14 protein-coding genes are annotated in these 14778 nt (G+C 59.6%); 7 read left to right on the top strand and 7 right to left on the bottom strand.

The window, feature by feature from the left end:
* Position 1: 1 nt before the first annotated feature.
* From rimM to ffh, 3 genes are all read right to left on the bottom strand, one after another.
* Entirely contained in the window at positions 2 to 538 is a 537-nt protein-coding gene (gene rimM / locus AC07XF_RS07830; protein WP_007990026.1) for a ribosome maturation factor RimM, read from the bottom strand.
* Between the two features lie 5 nt (positions 539 to 543).
* Positions 544 to 795 (bottom strand): 30S ribosomal protein S16, encoded by a 252-nt coding sequence (gene rpsP, locus AC07XF_RS07825; protein ID WP_007972721.1) that lies wholly within the window; start codon positions 793 to 795, stop codon positions 544 to 546.
* 249 nt (positions 796 to 1044) lie between these two features.
* Positions 1045 to 2421, bottom strand: a complete 1377-nt coding sequence (gene ffh, locus AC07XF_RS07820) for a signal recognition particle protein (protein WP_495026051.1) — start codon at positions 2419 to 2421, stop codon at positions 1045 to 1047.
* A gap of 210 nt (positions 2422 to 2631) precedes the next feature.
* Between ffh and AC07XF_RS07815 the strand changes: the two genes are divergently transcribed.
* From AC07XF_RS07815 to rlmF, 5 genes are all read left to right on the top strand, one after another.
* On the top strand, positions 2632 to 3444 hold the full coding sequence (locus tag AC07XF_RS07815; protein ID WP_495026050.1) for a cytochrome C assembly family protein: 813 nt from the start codon (positions 2632 to 2634) through the stop codon (positions 3442 to 3444).
* Positions 3445 to 3456: 12 nt separating this feature from the next.
* On the top strand, positions 3457 to 4689 hold the full coding sequence (locus tag AC07XF_RS07810; RefSeq protein ID WP_495026049.1) for a transporter associated domain-containing protein: 1233 nt from the start codon (positions 3457 to 3459) through the stop codon (positions 4687 to 4689).
* A gap of 356 nt (positions 4690 to 5045) precedes the next feature.
* Positions 5046 to 6362 carry an MFS transporter gene (locus tag AC07XF_RS07805; protein WP_495026048.1) on the top strand — a complete coding sequence of 439 codons (1317 nt, stop codon included), beginning with the start codon at positions 5046 to 5048 and terminating at the stop codon, positions 6360 to 6362.
* A 230-nt stretch (positions 6363 to 6592) separates the two neighbouring features.
* Positions 6593 to 9439, top strand: a complete 2847-nt coding sequence (locus AC07XF_RS07800; RefSeq protein WP_495026047.1) for a valine--tRNA ligase — start codon at positions 6593 to 6595, stop codon at positions 9437 to 9439.
* A gap of 244 nt (positions 9440 to 9683) precedes the next feature.
* Entirely contained in the window at positions 9684 to 10715 is a 1032-nt protein-coding gene (gene rlmF / locus AC07XF_RS07795) for a 23S rRNA (adenine(1618)-N(6))-methyltransferase RlmF (protein WP_495026046.1), read from the top strand.
* A gap of 98 nt (positions 10716 to 10813) precedes the next feature.
* On the opposite strand, the gene AC07XF_RS07790 is transcribed toward rlmF, so the two are convergent.
* Entirely contained in the window at positions 10814 to 11095 is a 282-nt protein-coding gene (locus AC07XF_RS07790; protein ID WP_007905514.1) for an HU family DNA-binding protein, read from the bottom strand.
* Between the two features lie 395 nt (positions 11096 to 11490).
* Between AC07XF_RS07790 and yejK the strand changes: the two genes are divergently transcribed.
* Together yejK and AC07XF_RS07780 are read left to right on the top strand one after the other, a co-directional pair.
* Positions 11491 to 12495, top strand: coding sequence for a nucleoid-associated protein YejK (gene yejK / locus AC07XF_RS07785; protein ID WP_495026045.1), 1005 nt, complete (start codon positions 11491 to 11493; stop codon positions 12493 to 12495).
* A complete protein-coding gene (locus AC07XF_RS07780; protein WP_495026044.1) occupies positions 12495 to 12845 on the top strand; it encodes a glutaredoxin family protein in 351 nt (116 codons plus the stop codon). Before yejK ends, AC07XF_RS07780 begins: the two co-directional genes overlap by 1 nt.
* Before the next feature lie 107 nt (positions 12846 to 12952).
* Here AC07XF_RS07780 and AC07XF_RS07775 read toward each other — a convergent pair whose 3' ends face one another.
* From AC07XF_RS07775 to AC07XF_RS07765, 3 genes are all read right to left on the bottom strand, one after another.
* Positions 12953 to 13888, bottom strand: coding sequence for a glutathione S-transferase family protein (locus AC07XF_RS07775; RefSeq protein ID WP_495026043.1), 936 nt, complete (start codon positions 13886 to 13888; stop codon positions 12953 to 12955).
* Between the two features lie 84 nt (positions 13889 to 13972).
* A complete protein-coding gene (locus tag AC07XF_RS07770) occupies positions 13973 to 14257 on the bottom strand; it encodes a GIY-YIG nuclease family protein (RefSeq protein ID WP_495026042.1) in 285 nt (94 codons plus the stop codon).
* A gap of 40 nt (positions 14258 to 14297) precedes the next feature.
* The gene (locus AC07XF_RS07765; protein ID WP_495026041.1) at positions 14298 to 14768 is read right to left on the bottom strand and encodes a nuclear transport factor 2 family protein; all 471 of its coding nucleotides are present in this window, start codon (positions 14766 to 14768) and stop codon (positions 14298 to 14300) included.
* Positions 14769 to 14778 lie beyond the last annotated feature (10 nt).

The following is a 14778-nucleotide window of genomic DNA, read 5'->3' as shown; positions in this document are numbered from 1 at the left end:
CTTAGAAATCCGCGTCCCAATCCACCTTCATCTCGCCTGCGGCCAGGTCGACAGCCAACACGCATTGCTCCGTATAGGGCAACAGGCGTTCGCGATCATCCAGGCTGCCAGCGCAAGGCTTGACCACCATGACATCGTTCGAGCCGGTCTCCAGCAGGTGATCGATTTTCCCGAACAGTTGTCCGAGCGTGTCGATAACCTTGAGACCTTCCAGCTGGTACCAGTAGTACTCGCCGTCGGTCAGTTCAGGGAACAGGTTGCGCGGCACGCAGATCTCATAACCAGCCAGAAGACGAGCTTCTTCGCGATCATCGAGACCCTTGAGCTTTGCGACCAGGAACTTGTCGTTCCCGCGTCCGCTGACCAGCTCTACCTGCTTTACATTACCCTCACGCTTGAGCGTCCAGGTTTTGTAGTCCAGCAGGTTTTTAATCGGATCAGTAAAGGAGTACACCTTCACTTCGCCGCGAACGCCGTGAACAGAATAAATCTTGCCGATAACGATCAAATCATCAGCAATGGCTGGCGTCGCGTTCATATTGCTCAGGCCGCAGCCTTAGCAGATTCCTTCAACAACTGAGCAACGCGCTCAGAAGGTTGTGCACCAACGCTCAGCCAGTAGGCTACGCGCTCTTGGTTCACGGACAGACGAACTTCCTGACCACGAGCAACAGGGTTGAAGTAGCCAACCTGTTCCTTGTGCGAACCGTCGCGCGGGTTGCGGCTGTCGGTTACGGTCAAGTGGTAAAACGGGCGCTTTTTGGAGCCGCCAAGGGCAAGACGGATTGTTAGCATGTGAACATCGTTCCTGTAGTCGGTGCTGCAAATCTAAATGCACAGCGGGCATGGGTGCCCGAAAGGCCGCATATTCTAAGGAATATCCGGACTTTTGCAAATGACTTTTTCCGGCGCCTATCGGCCGCCATGCAGATTTGCTATAGAGCCGTCGTTGAAAACGGCCGGTCAGCTCCCGCCTGATGCGGGTTTGCTGTTGATCCCACTTCCCTGTGGGGCGGCGCAAGAGCCAGCTCTTGCGCAGATTCTTTACATCTTTGGCATACCGCCGCCGGGCAACATACCGCCCATGCCGCGCATCATCTTGGCCATTCCGCCTTTTGCGGAAAATTTCTTCATCATCTTCTGCATCTGCTTGTGTTGCTTGATCAAGCGGCCGATATCCTGCACCTGGGTGCCGGAACCCATGGCGATCCGGCGTTTGCGCGAACCGCTGATCATCTCAGGGTCACGGCGCTCGGCCGGGGTCATGGAGTTGATGATGGCTTCCATCTGCTTGAATTGCTTTTCTGCCGCGCCCTGGGCGTTGCCCATCTGCGCCAGATTCACGCCACCGATATTCGGCAGCTTGTCCATGAGCCCGCCGAGGCCGCCCATGTTCTTCATTTGTTGCAACTGATCGCGGAAGTCTTCGAGGTCGAAGCCCTTGCCCTTCTTCAGCTTCTTGGCCAGTTTGTCGGCCTTGTCCTTGTCGAGAGTCGCTTCCGCCTGCTCGATCAGGCTGAGCACGTCGCCCATGCCGAGGATGCGCGAGGCGATACGCTCAGGATGGAACGGATCGAGCGCTTCGCTCTTCTCGCCCATACCGATGAACTTGATCGGCTTGCCGGTGATGGCGCGCACCGACAGTGCCGCACCGCCACGGGCGTCACCGTCGACCTTGGTCAGGATCACACCGGTCAGCGGCAATGCATCGCCGAAGGCCTTGGCCGTGTTGGCGGCGTCCTGGCCGGTCATGGCGTCGACCACGAACAGGGTTTCAACCGGGTTGATCGCGGCATGCAGTGCCTTGATCTCGCCCATCATCTCTTCATCGATGTGCAGGCGACCGGCGGTATCGACGATGACCACGTCGATGAATTTGAGTTTTGCTTCTTTAATAGCCGCGTTGGCGATGTCGACCGGCTTCTGGCTCAGGTCGGACGGGAAGAAGGTCACGCCGATGTCGTTGGCCAGGGTTTCCAGCTGCTTGATCGCCGCCGGACGGTAAACGTCGGCGGACACAACCATGACCGACTTCTTCTTGCGCTCTTTAAGGAAGCGCGCGAGCTTGCCGGCGGTGGTGGTTTTACCCGCACCCTGCAAACCGGCCATCAGGATGACGGCCGGTGGAACGGCACTCAGGTTCAGGTCTTCGTTGGCCGCACCCATCAGGCTTTCGAGTTCGGCCTGGACGATCTTCACGAAGGCCTGGCCCGGCGTCAGGCTGCGCGACACCTCGGTGCCGACGGCGCGTTCCTTGACCGAATTGACGAAGTCCTTGACCACCGGCAGGGCGACGTCGGCTTCGAGCAACGCCATGCGCACTTCACGCAGGGTGTCTTTGATGTTGTCTTCAGTCAGCTTGGCCTTGCCGGTGACATGGCGCAGCGTCTGCGAGAGACGGTCGGTTAAGTTTTCAAACATTGCGCGATCCTTTCAGGCCCTGTGTAGACCGGGATAATGGCGGCCCGGACCGGACTAAACGTGTGCTCGGCGAGCCTGCGGCGTGGGCAGGTCGCGGATTATAGCGAAGACTGCGCCTGGCGGACACCTCGCCGTCAGGTTGCGCGGTCTTTCGTGTGGAGGGGGTTCTATGCCAAACTCAGCGACTTTCGGGCTTGCCTAACAGGATTTATGCTCCCCTTGTCACCCAGCTTGCTTACTACCCTCGCCGCCGCCTGCTTGTATGCCGCTGCGACCATTTATCAGGGCACTCGCCTGGCTTCCGGCGCCAAGGCCAACAAACGCCTGTTGGTCATGCTCGGCGTGCTCGCCGTATTGGCCCACAGCGCCAGCCTGCTCACCCACCTGCTGACCCCGATCGGCCTGGGCCTGGATTTCTTCAGCGCCGCCAGCCTGATTGCCGTGGCGGTCATCGCATTGACCCTGTTGGCCTGCTCGCGGATTCCGGTAGAGAACCTGTTGGTCCTGCTGTTCCCGCTTGGGGCCTTGACCGTGTTGCTGGCGCAGTTCGCCCCGGCCGGTACGGTGCAGATCATCGATGAAGAACCGGGCATCCTCGCGCACATCCTGCTCTCGATTCTTGCCTATGGCATGTTCACCATCGCGGTGTTCCAGGCCTTGCTGCTGCTGATTCAAGACCACCAGCTCAAGCACAAGCACCCCTCCGGGCTGATCAAGAACTTCCCGCCGCTGCAAACCATGGAAAGCCTGCTGTTCAGTTTCCTCTGGGCCGGCTGGACGCTGCTGTCGCTGTCGCTGATTTCCGGCTGGCTGTTCGTCGAAAATCTGTTCGCCCAGCACTTGGTGCACAAAACCCTGCTGGCCTGCCTGGCCTGGGTCGTTTTCAGCGTGCTGCTTTGGGGCCGCAATCGTGGCGGCTGGCGCGGGCACAAAGCCATTCGCTGGACCCTGGCCGGTTTTTGCCTGCTGATGCTGGCGTATTTCGGCAGCAAACTGGTTCGTGAATACATCCTGCATATCTGACGGGCGGCATTAATGGACGATTTGCCCATAGGGCCGATGCTCGCGGTAATGACCCTGCTGATTTTATGGTCGGGCCTGTTTACCGCCATTGAAGCGGCGCACCAGCATTTGCTGGCCCAGCGCATCGCTACGCGTTCCAGTGACAAACCACCGGCCAAATTGAGCTTCCCCCTGGCCAGCCTGATCTTTTGCAACACCCTCTGCCGTGCACTCGTGGTGGTCATCAGCACCTTGCTGGCAATTTTCACCTGGGCCGAGAACGGTCCGTGGGTCGCTTGCCTCGGAGCGGGCGCCATATTGCTGGTGTTTTCCGACTACTTGCCACGCGCGCTCGCCACTCGCTATCCGGATGCGATCCTGGCCCAAGGCAACAACCTGCTGCGCGTACCGCTGAAAATCATCTATCCCGCGGCATGGCTGCTCAACAGCATCAGTCAGTTGCTGATGCGACCGTTCGCCCGTAAAGCCAAAGTAGTGCAACGAAGTGAGGACGAAACGCTGGCGGAGCGGCAGGAAACGCCGGAAACCGTAAGCCGCCCTCACCCGCTGTCAGGCATCCACGCGCTGGACAACATCACGGTCAATGACATCCTGGTTCCGCGCAGCGATGTGGACGGCATCAATCTCGATGACTCCATCGAAGAAATCATCGAACAATTGCGCCACAACAAACGCACTCGCCTGCCGGTGTTCCACAGTGATATCAACCAGGTCGAAGCCGTCGTCAACACCCGACACATCCTTCACTTGTTGCCCGACGCGAGCCTGACCAGGGAAGCCTTGCTGGCGGCCAGCCACGAGCCGTACTTCGTGCCGGAAAGTACCCCGCTGCAGCTGCAACTGCTCAACTTCCATAAACAGCAGCGGCGCCTGGGCATGGTGGTCGACGAATACGGCGAAGTGCTGGGCATCGTCACACTGGAAGACATCCTCGAAGAAATCGTCGGCGAGTTCGAAAGCCAGCACAGCCTGGACAATCCGCACATTCATCCGCAAGCCGACGGACGCCTGGTGATCGAGGGCGCCGCGTCTATTCGCGAGCTGAACAAGAGTCTCGGCTGGCACCTGCCCAGTGATGGCCCGAAAACCCTGAACGGTTTGGTCACCGAGGCGCTGGAAACTATTCCCGAAAGCGCGGTATGCCTGAAGATCGGCCGGTATCGCCTGGAGATTCTCGAGACAGAGGACAACCGCGTCACGCGAGTGTTGATCTGGCAGACCAGCTCGATGCCTGTGGTTATCTAGGGTCAAGGTAATTTTCTGTGGCGAGGAAGCTTGCTCCCGCTCGGGCGCGCAGCGGCCGCCTCAGGCCTGCTTCGCAGTCCAGCGGGAGCAAGCTCCCTCGCCACATAAAGCCAGAGCCCAATCCAGCTACTTGTTTGATCGTTAGCCTCCTTCCTATAATCGAATCGCTTACCCAAGCCTCGCCGGCCCCGTGCTTACCCCGCACTTCGCAGATTCCGGCCCGATCATCAACAAGATCCGCAACAAACCGACGACTGTTCCTACCTGAAACAGCGACCGCGCCCCCACCCACATCCCTGGGTTCTCGACCATAATAATTCGCTCCACTGGAGCACATGACTGTCAGGGATAACCGCATGACGACCAGCACGACTTACAGCGACTCCACACCTGCGCAACCGACGAACTCCGCCACCCGCGTGGCCACCGCAAGCTTCATCGGTACCGCCATCGAGTTCTACGACTTCTATGTCTATGCCACCGCCGCTGCGCTGGTGATCGGCCCGGTGTTTTTTCCACAGACATCCGGCACCGCCCAGATGCTTTCGGCGTTTCTCACGTTCGGCATCGCCTTCCTGGCGCGCCCCTTGGGTTCGGCCATTTTCGGCCACTTTGGCGACCGTATCGGTCGCAAATCGACCCTGGTCGCCTCGCTACTGCTGATGGGCGTGTGCACCACGCTGATCGGCGTGCTGCCCGGTTACGACAGCATTGGCGCCTGGGCACCGATCCTGCTTTGCGTCCTGCGCTTCGGCCAGGGCCTGGGGTTAGGCGGTGAATGGGGCGGTGCGGCATTGCTGGCCACGGAGAACGCGCCGAAAGGCAAACGCGCCTGGTTCGGCATGTTCCCGCAGCTGGGCCCATCCATTGGCTTTCTGGCGGCCAACGGCCTGTTCCTGACATTGGCCGTGGTGCTGGACGATGAACAGTTCCGCTCATGGGGCTGGCGTATTCCGTTCCTGCTCAGCGCCGCACTGGTGATGGTCGGCCTGTACGTGCGCCTCAAGCTGCACGAAACCCCGGTGTTCGCCAACGCCGTGGCTCGCCAGGAGCCCGTGAAGATCCCGCTGGTCGAACTGTTCAGCCAATACTGGGCGCCCGTATTGCTGGGTGCCGGCGCGATGGTCGTGTGCTACGCACTGTTTTATATCTCCACCGTGTTTTCCCTGAGTTACGGCGTGACAACGCTCGGCTACAGCCGCGAAACCTTCCTCGGCCTGCTGTGCTTCGCCGTGCTGTTCATGGCGGCCGCCACTCCGCTGTCGGCCTGGGCCAGTGACCGTTACGGGCGCAAACCGGTGCTGATCGTCGGCGGCGTGCTGGCGATTCTGTCCGGTTTCCTGATGGAACCGTTGCTGACCCAAGGCTCGACCTGGGGCGTAGCGCTGTTCCTGTGCATCGAGCTGTTCCTGATGGGCGTGACATTTGCACCAATGGGCGCACTGTTGCCGGAACTGTTTCCGACCCGCGTGCGCTACACCGGCGCGTCGGCAGCCTACAACCTGGGCGGTATTGTCGGCGCTTCCGCGGCGCCGTTCTTCGCCCAGAAACTGGTGGCGATGGGTGGTTTGAGTTACGTCGGCGGGTATGTGTCCGCGGCTGCGGTGCTGAGCTTGATTGCAGTTCTGTGCCTGAAGGAAACTCGGCATAACGATTTGAATCAGGTCGCCTGACAGATCGCTTTCGCGGGCAAGCCCGCTCCCACAGGGTTGGTGTCGATCACAAGATTGCTGTACGACATATAACCTGTGGGAGCAGGCTTGCCCGCGAAGGGGCCCTCTCTGACAAAACACCAACCACAATTTTTCCCCCACCCATTGTCACCTCGCTCTACGCGCATCGGCACATCCCCGCTATACTTCCCGGCTTTTCCTGAATAAATGCCAATAGGGTCCCGCCGCGCATGGATAAGACCTACCAGCCGCACGCCATTGAAACTTCCTGGTACAACACCTGGGAGTCAGAGAATTACTTCGCCCCGCAAGGCGCGGGCGAGTCCTACACCATCATGATCCCGCCGCCGAACGTCACCGGCAGCCTGCACATGGGTCACGGTTTCAACAACGCGATCATGGACGCCCTGATCCGTTTCCGCCGCATGCAAGGTCGCAACACCCTGTGGCAGCCGGGCACCGACCACGCCGGTATCGCCACGCAGATGCTGGTAGAGCGTCAGCTCGAAGCCAAGGGCCAGAGCCGCCACGACCTGGGCCGCGAAAAATTCCTCGAAAAAGTCTGGGAATGGAAGGATGAGTCCGGTGGCAACATCAGCCGCCAGATCCGCCGCCTCGGCTCGTCTGTCGACTGGAGCCGCGAGCGCTTCACCATGGACGACGGCCTCTCGGAAGCCGTTAAAGAAGCCTTCGTACGCCTGCACGAAGACGGCCTGATCTACCGTGGCAAGCGCCTGGTGAACTGGGACACCAAGTTGCACACGGCGATTTCCGACCTTGAAGTGGAGAACCACGACGAGAAAGGTTTCTTGTGGAACCTGAAGTACCCGCTGGCCGATGGCGCCAAGACCGCTGAAGGCAACGATTTCCTGATCGTCGCGACCACTCGCCCGGAAACCATGCTCGGCGACTCTGCCGTTGCGGTGAACCCGAACGATGAACGCTACAAAGCCCTGATCGGCAAATTTGTCGAGCTGCCGCTGGTTGGCCGCCGCATCCCGATCATCGCCGACGATTACTGCGACCCTGAATTCGGCACCGGCTGCGTGAAAATCACCCCGGCCCACGATTTCAACGACTACGAAGTCGGCAAGCGCCACAACCTGCCGCTGCTGAACATCTTCGACAAGAACGCAACCGTGCTTCCAGCGTGCCAGGTGTTCAACCTCGACGGCACGCTGAACGAGACCATCGACGGCAAGATCCCGGCCGAATATGCCGGCCTGGACCGCTTCGAAGCGCGCAAGCAGATCGTGGCCGCGTTCGACGCTGCCGGCCTGTTGGTCAGCGTTGACGATCACGCTCTGAAAGTACCGAAAGGCGACCGCTCCGGCACCGTCATCGAGCCATGGCTGACCGACCAGTGGTATGTGTCCACCAAGCCTTTGGCCGAGCCTGCGATTGCTGCCGTTGAAGACGGCCGTATCCAGTTCGTGCCGAAACAGTACGAAAACATGTACTTCTCGTGGATGCGCGACATCCAGGATTGGTGCATCAGCCGTCAGCTGTGGTGGGGTCACCGCATTCCGGCCTGGTACGACGAGTCGGGCAAGGTCTACGTCGGTCGCGACGAAGCCGAAGTACGGGCCAAGCACAACCTCGGCCCGGACGTCGCGCTGCAACAGGACAACGACGTTCTCGACACCTGGTTCAGCTCGGGCCTGTGGACGTTCTCCACCCTCGGCTGGCCGGAGAAAACCGAATTCCTGAAGAAATTCCACTCCACCGACGTGCTGGTGACGGGCTTCGACATCATTTTCTTCTGGGTTGCCCGGATGATCATGCTCACCATGCATTTGGTGAAAAACGAAGACGGCACGCCACAGGTTCCGTTCAAGACTGTGTACGTTCACGGCCTGGTGCGTGATGGCCAGGGCCAGAAGATGTCCAAGTCCAAGGGCAACGTCCTGGACCCGCTGGACATCATCGACGGCATCGAACTCGAAGCGCTGGTGCAGAAACGCACCTCCGGCATGATGCAGCCGAAACTGGCGAAGAAGATCGAGAAGCAGACCCGCGACGAATTCGCCGAAGGCATCGCCAGCTACGGCACCGACGCCCTGCGCTTCACCTTCTGCTCGCTGGCGTCCACCGGTCGCGACATCAAGTTCGACATGGGCCGCGTCGAGGGCTACCGCAACTTCTGCAACAAGATCTGGAACGCCGCACGCTACGTGCTGGACAAGGGCGAAGACTGCGGCCAGAACGGCGAAGCCTATGAACTGTCCCTGGCTGATCGCTGGATCATTTCGCAGCTGCAACGCACCGAAGCCGAAGTGACCCGCCAACTCGACCAGTTCCGTTTCGACCTGGCGGCACAAGCGCTGTACGAGTTCATCTGGAACCAGTACTGCGACTGGTACCTGGAACTGTCCAAGCCAGTGCTGTGGGACGAAAACGCTCCGGTTGAACGCCAGCGCGGCACTCGTCGCACCCTGGTGCGCGTACTGGAAGTCGCCCTGCGCCTGGCGCACCCGTTCATGCCGTTCATCACCGAAGAAATCTGGCAGCGCATCGCGCCGCTGGCCGGCATCGACGGTAAGACGATCATGCTGCAACCTTGGCCGGTGGCCAACGAAACACGCATCGATCAGGCGGCCGAAGATGATATCGAATGGCTCAAGGGCCTGATGCTCGGCACACGTAACATCCGTGGCGAAATGAACATCGGCCCGGGCAAACCGCTGCCGCTGTTCCTGAAGAACGTCAGCGCCGAGGATCAGCGCCGCCTGACCGAAAACGAGGCCCTGCTGAAGAAGCTGGCGCGCCTCGAATCGATCACCGTGCTGGCTACCGGCGAAGAAGCACCATTGTCCGCCACCGCACTGGTCGGCGAGATGGAAGTATTGGTGCCGATGGCCGGTTTGATCGACAAAGGTGCGGAACTGGCACGTCTGGACAAGGAAATCCAGCGCCTGCAAGGTGAAGTGCAACGCGTCGGCGGCAAGCTGTCCAACGCCGGCTTCGTCGACAAGGCGCCAGCCGAAGTCATCGAGAAAGAACGCGCCAAACTGGCCGAGGCCGAACAGGCCCTGGGCAAGCTGGCCGAGCAGCATGCGCGGATTGCCAGCCTGTAACGGCAGATCGCAATGAAAAAGGGGGGCCCAAGTGGCCTCCCTTTTTTATGCCTGCCACTTTCTTACATCCAATGAAAATCCCCTGTGGGAGCCGGCTTGCTCGCGAAGAGGCCATAAGTTTCAATATAAATATTGACTGAAAGTCCGCTTTCGCAAGCAAGCCCGCTCCCACAGTTGATTAGTGTGACGCTCAGATGTGGGACAATGCCCGCCACTTTTAGCCATACCCGAATCGACCACCGCCATGACCGCCCCCCGCACACCGAAACCTGCGCGCAAAAAGCCTGAATCCGCGCCTGCGGCCAAAGCCGCGGCGCCGCGTGAGAAGGCCAGCCTGCACCCGCGCAATCGCCATCAGGGTCGCTACGACTTTCCGGCGCTGATCAAAAGCGCCCCGGAACTGAAGAAATTCGTGATCATCAATCCGTACGGCAAGGAAAGCATCGACTTCGCCAGCCCGGAAGCCGTGCGGGTGTTCAACAGGGCGCTGCTCAAGTCGTTCTATGGCATCGCTCACTGGGACATTCCGGCCGACTACCTGTGCCCGCCGGTGCCAGGCCGCGCCGATTACGTGCACTTCCTCGCCGACCTGCTGGCCAGTGGCAATGACGGCGTGATCCCTCGTGGCGCTGCCGTGAAGGTGCTGGACATCGGCATGGGCGCCAACTGCGTGTATCCGCTGATCGGTTACAGCGATTACCGCTGGCAGTTTCTCGGTTCCGAGATCGATACAACCGCCATCGCCGCCGCCAAGGCAATCATTGCGTCAAACGGTCTGAACAAAGCCATACAGGTCCGTCAACAGAGCAACCCCAAGCAGATCCTCACAGGCCTGCTGGAGAGTGCCGAACGCTTTGACCTGACGATGTGCAACCCGCCGTTCCACGCGTCGCTGGACGAGGCCACACGGGGCAGTACACGCAAATGGCGCGCCCTGGGCAAAGCGGATCCGAAACGCAAGCTGCCGGTGCTGAACTTCGGCGGACAAGCGGCGGAATTGTGGTGTGAGGGCGGGGAGGTGCGTTTCGTCACGCAACTGGTCAGCGAGAGCGTGCAGGTGGCGCAACAAGTGCTGTGGTTCAGCACGCTGGTGTCAAAGGCGTCGAACCTGCCGGCAATCCAGGCAGCCCTGAACAAGGCCGGCGCACTGGACAGTCAGGTGGTGGAAATGGGTCAGGGCCAGAAGCAGAGCCGCTTCGTCGCCTGGACGTTCCAGACCAAAGCGCAGCAACAAGCCTGGCGTCAGGCGCGCTGGGTCAAGGCTTCACCGCAATAACAGAATGTTGCAGCGATTTTCCTTGCGTAAATCGTTGTAGCAGGCACAAAAAAACCGTGCCCGGATCGCTCCGGTGCACGGTTTTTTTTCAACAAGTCTTACTTGTTGACAGCGTCGGTCAGGCCCTTGGCCACAACCAGCTTGATCACTTTCTTTGCAGCGATTTCGATGGCAGCGCCAGTCGAAGGGTTACGGCCAGTACGGGCAGGGCGCTCAGTCACTTTCAGTTTGCCGATACCTGGCAGAGTGATTTCGCCGCCGTTTTCCAGCTGATCGGCAACGATTTGGCCCAGTTGGTCCAGAGCGTTACGCGCGGTGGTTTTCGGCGCGTCGATAGCTTCAGCGATGTCGGCGATCAGTTGGTCTTTAGTAAGAGCCATTTAGTGTTCCTTCCCTATCAAATTCATATGGATTGCAGAGTGCAATGTCAGCCATCGAGCCCGATCTTCTGGATCTGGCACCCTCGGCCAAATAACCTCGGGATCGGGGTTATAGATACCGAAATCAGGGTTTGGTTCGACCTGACAAATGCTGACTGCACGCTTAACGCAGTGACTTCGCGCAAGACCGGGCAAAGCTAGCACACAGGCGTGGAAATATCCGCCTCTAGCTACCCATTTGGTCAGCTTTATTGCGCTAAAACCGGAAAAAAACGCATAAGCGCCGCCGGTCGCCCGTCAATTGCCCTTCACACCGCGCCAAAACCAGTGGTTGCGGTACACTGGGCGCTTTTTCGGGGAGCACGCCCTCCTCTCCTCATTCAGCCGAGAAGCCCATGCCGATCCGTCATTGCATCGTCCACCTGATCGACAAAAAACCCGACGGCACACCCGCAGTTCTGCATGCCCGCAACGAAGAACTGCCTGAGTCCGCGGCCATCGAGAACATGCTTGCCGACCTCAATGAAAGCTATAACGCCAAACAGGGTAAAGCCTGGGGCCTGTTCCATCCGGAATCCGGCGCATTCCCGTTCAGCGGCTGGCTGAAGGAGTATCTCGAGGGCGGCCAGGATTTCACCGCGTTCAGCCGTGTGGCGGTCGAGCATCTGCAAAAACTGATGGAAGAATCGAACCTGTCGGTCGGCGGCCACGTACTGTTCGCCCACTATCAGCAAGGCATGACCGACTACCTGGCCATCGCCCTGCTGCACCACAGCGAAGGCGTGGCGGTGACCGACGAACTGGACGTGACGCCGTCCCGTCACCTCGACCTTGGCCAACTGCACCTGGCCGCGCGGATCAACGTTTCCGAGTGGCAGAACAACAAGCAGTCCAAGCAGTACATATCATTCATCAAAGGCAAGAACGGCAAAAAGGTCTCAGAGTATTTCCGCGACTTCATCGGCTGCCAGGAAGGCGTCGACGGCCCGGGTGAAACCCGCACCCTGCTCAAGGCCTTCAGTGACTTCGTCGAAAGCGAGGACCTGCCGGAAGACGACGCCCGCGAAAAAACCAAGACCCTGGTGGATTACGCCAGCAGCCAGGCCAAACTCGGTGAGCCAATGGGCCTGGAAGAATTGTCGGGGCTGATCGACGAAGAGCGCCCGAAAGCCTTCTACGATCATATCCGTAATAAGGACTACGGCCTCTCGCCGGAGATCCCGGCTGATAAACGCACCCTGAACCAGTTCCGCCGATTCACTGGCCGCGCCGAAGGCCTGTCGATCAGTTTCGAAGCGCACCTGTTGGGTTCGAAGATCGAGTACGACGAAGAAGCCGGCACATTGATCATCAAGGGCCTGCCCACTTCGCTCACCGATCAGCTGAAGCGTCGCAACTGATGCTCGGCGGTGTACTGAAAAAATTCCTGCTGATCCTGCTGGTGGTCGTGGTTTATCAGAACTGGGGCAAGATCGAGCGGGTGTTCAATCCATCGCAAGTGCTGCCTGCGCAGACGCAGGCCACGGCCAATGTCGTGCTCTACGCCACCGAATGGTGTGGCTACTGCAAGCTGACCCGGCGCTTTCTCGATCAGAAAGGCATTCCGTACAGGGAGTTCGATATCGAGAAAGATGCCGTCGCGCGCAAGGACTATGTGGCCTTGGGTGGCGGCGGGATTCCGATCATCGACGTGAACGGAATCCTGATTCGCGGGTATGACCCGGATGCGATTCTGGCCGCGTTGAAGTAACCCTGTAGGAGCGAGCTTGCTCGCGAAAAAACCATGGGCGCCGCTGGGCGTCCGGTTTCACGCGTTATCGTTCACGATCTTCGCGAGCAAGCTCGCTCCTACAGCGCTCAGATGGCTTCGATACGGAAACCAAACCGCGGAAAGTGCACATGCACCACACCGCCACGCTCGTCCTTGCGCCGTACGATCAATTCTTCACTGCCGGCGAACAGCAGCTCTCCCGCGACCGGATCAACGCCGTAGTCCGTGGCGGCGATCACCACCTGCTGACCCGCCGTGAACCCGTTGGGATCGACGAACTGCTCATCCGGCAATGCCGCTGGCGTGGACCTGCGTGCCACCTCCAGCGCCTCTTCGGACGTCATTTCACTGGACGCACCATGGCCGAACCCCAACACCCTTGAATGCCACGCACTGACCGCCGGATAAGCATCGACCAACGGGGCCGTGACCGGCGTCGCCTTGAGAAACCACAGCGAATGAGCCAAGGCGAAGTCGGCAATCGACGGCTCGCCAAACAGGTAATCGCCTTCTTCGCGCTGCAACTGTTGCTCCAGGCGCGACATGAGGGTTGGCCACTGATGTCTGGCCTGTTCGGTGGACAGTTTTGTCGCGCTACCGCCACTGAAAAAACCGGCACGATCGGCCATAAACCCCTTGATCACTTCCGGCGACAAATTGCCAAAGCGCACCGCTATCGATTCCGGCTGGAATACCAGGCTGACCGCATGCTGGAACACCACCGAATCGGCCCAGGCTGCAAACGACGCGGTGATCATTTCCTGACCTTCCGGGAAAAACGCCGGCAGAGCTTTTTCCTGCTCCAGGCGACGGGCAATCAGTGCCGTATCGCAATAGATATCCGCGCCGATCTGCAACACCGGGGTCTTGCGATAGCCGCCAGTCAGCGCGGTCAGATCGGGTTTGGGCATCACCGGCGAGATCTTCACCGAGCGCCAGGATAGTCCTTTGAAACCCAGCAACAGCCGGGCCTTTTCGGCGAAGGGGGACGTCGGGTAATGATGCAGAATCAACTCGGACATGCTCGGCTCCGCCGCACAAAATAGGAGTCAGCAGCTTAGCGCGCAATCGGTTGGCAGCCTACAGATGTGCCTGATGGGAACCAATCAGCCAGATTGATAAGACGCGACCAGACATTCCTTGGCACTTTTGCGCAGTTTCTTGATCAGCCGTTCCTGGCGCAGCGCATCGCTTTTGTCGCGACAAAGTTCGGTGTAGACCAGCGCCATGGCCGGGCTGGAAAGAAAGAACCGTGCCCCCTTGCCACTTTGATGCTTGGCGAAGCGGCGCACGGGATCATCGCTGACCCCGCAATACAGCGAACCATTGGCCGCGCGAACGAGGTAGACGAACCAGGACTTGCTGACGGGAGACTCGCTTGGGGTGGTCACGGAACGATCAAGGCTTGAAAGGAAACAAGCCGCGATCTTATCAGCGACCGGCCTGAAATGCCTTCAGCCCCTTCAATGCCTGGGCGCGAACGGCGTTGTGTACCAGCGGTGTCCAGCCCAGCAGCAGACCTTTGAAACCCAGGGCCTGACGCGACCAGGTCCACAGGTTGAAACTGTCGTGATGCTCGCAAATTTTGCCGTCGCGAAAGACGAAGCGCGCCTGGATATCGTTGACCACGGTGTTGCCGGTCTGGCTGAACAGGTAGGTCGCTACCCAATGGGCACCACCGCTACGCTCGTCGGTGCGAACGTTATCGAAGGTCAGCGAGAAATCCTTGGCGCGGGTGGTGAGCATGCGCCACATATCACCGGCATCACGCCCGCGAAGCTCGCCGAACGCTGGATCACTGAACACCACATCGTCGGTATAACAGGCGCTCATGGCCTCGGCATCCAGCCGCTGGAAGGCCTGGTAGAAGCGGGTGATCAATGCGCTGTTGGCATCACTCATGGGCAGACTC

The organism is Pseudomonas sp. GW821-FHT01C01 (assembly GCF_059422645.1).
This window is presented reverse-complemented; position numbering and strand designations above follow the sequence as displayed.

Coding starts and splice junctions, on each gene's coding strand:
- rimM (WP_007990026.1), bottom strand. CDS start 538: ATGAACGCGACGCCAGCCATTGCTGATGATTTGATCGTTATCGGCAAG.
- rpsP (WP_007972721.1), bottom strand. CDS start 795: ATGCTAACAATCCGTCTTGCCCTTGGCGGCTCCAAAAAGCGCCCGTTT.
- ffh (WP_495026051.1), bottom strand. CDS start 2,421: ATGTTTGAAAACTTAACCGACCGTCTCTCGCAGACGCTGCGCCATGTC.
- AC07XF_RS07815 (WP_495026050.1), top strand. CDS start 2,632: ATGCTCCCCTTGTCACCCAGCTTGCTTACTACCCTCGCCGCCGCCTGC.
- AC07XF_RS07810 (WP_495026049.1), top strand. CDS start 3,457: ATGGACGATTTGCCCATAGGGCCGATGCTCGCGGTAATGACCCTGCTG.
- AC07XF_RS07805 (WP_495026048.1), top strand. CDS start 5,046: ATGACGACCAGCACGACTTACAGCGACTCCACACCTGCGCAACCGACG.
- AC07XF_RS07800 (WP_495026047.1), top strand. CDS start 6,593: ATGGATAAGACCTACCAGCCGCACGCCATTGAAACTTCCTGGTACAAC.
- rlmF (WP_495026046.1), top strand. CDS start 9,684: ATGACCGCCCCCCGCACACCGAAACCTGCGCGCAAAAAGCCTGAATCC.
- AC07XF_RS07790 (WP_007905514.1), bottom strand. CDS start 11,095: ATGGCTCTTACTAAAGACCAACTGATCGCCGACATCGCTGAAGCTATC.
- yejK (WP_495026045.1), top strand. CDS start 11,491: ATGCCGATCCGTCATTGCATCGTCCACCTGATCGACAAAAAACCCGAC.
- AC07XF_RS07780 (WP_495026044.1), top strand. CDS start 12,495: ATGCTCGGCGGTGTACTGAAAAAATTCCTGCTGATCCTGCTGGTGGTC.
- AC07XF_RS07775 (WP_495026043.1), bottom strand. CDS start 13,888: ATGTCCGAGTTGATTCTGCATCATTACCCGACGTCCCCCTTCGCCGAA.
- AC07XF_RS07765 (WP_495026041.1), bottom strand. CDS start 14,768: ATGAGTGATGCCAACAGCGCATTGATCACCCGCTTCTACCAGGCCTTC.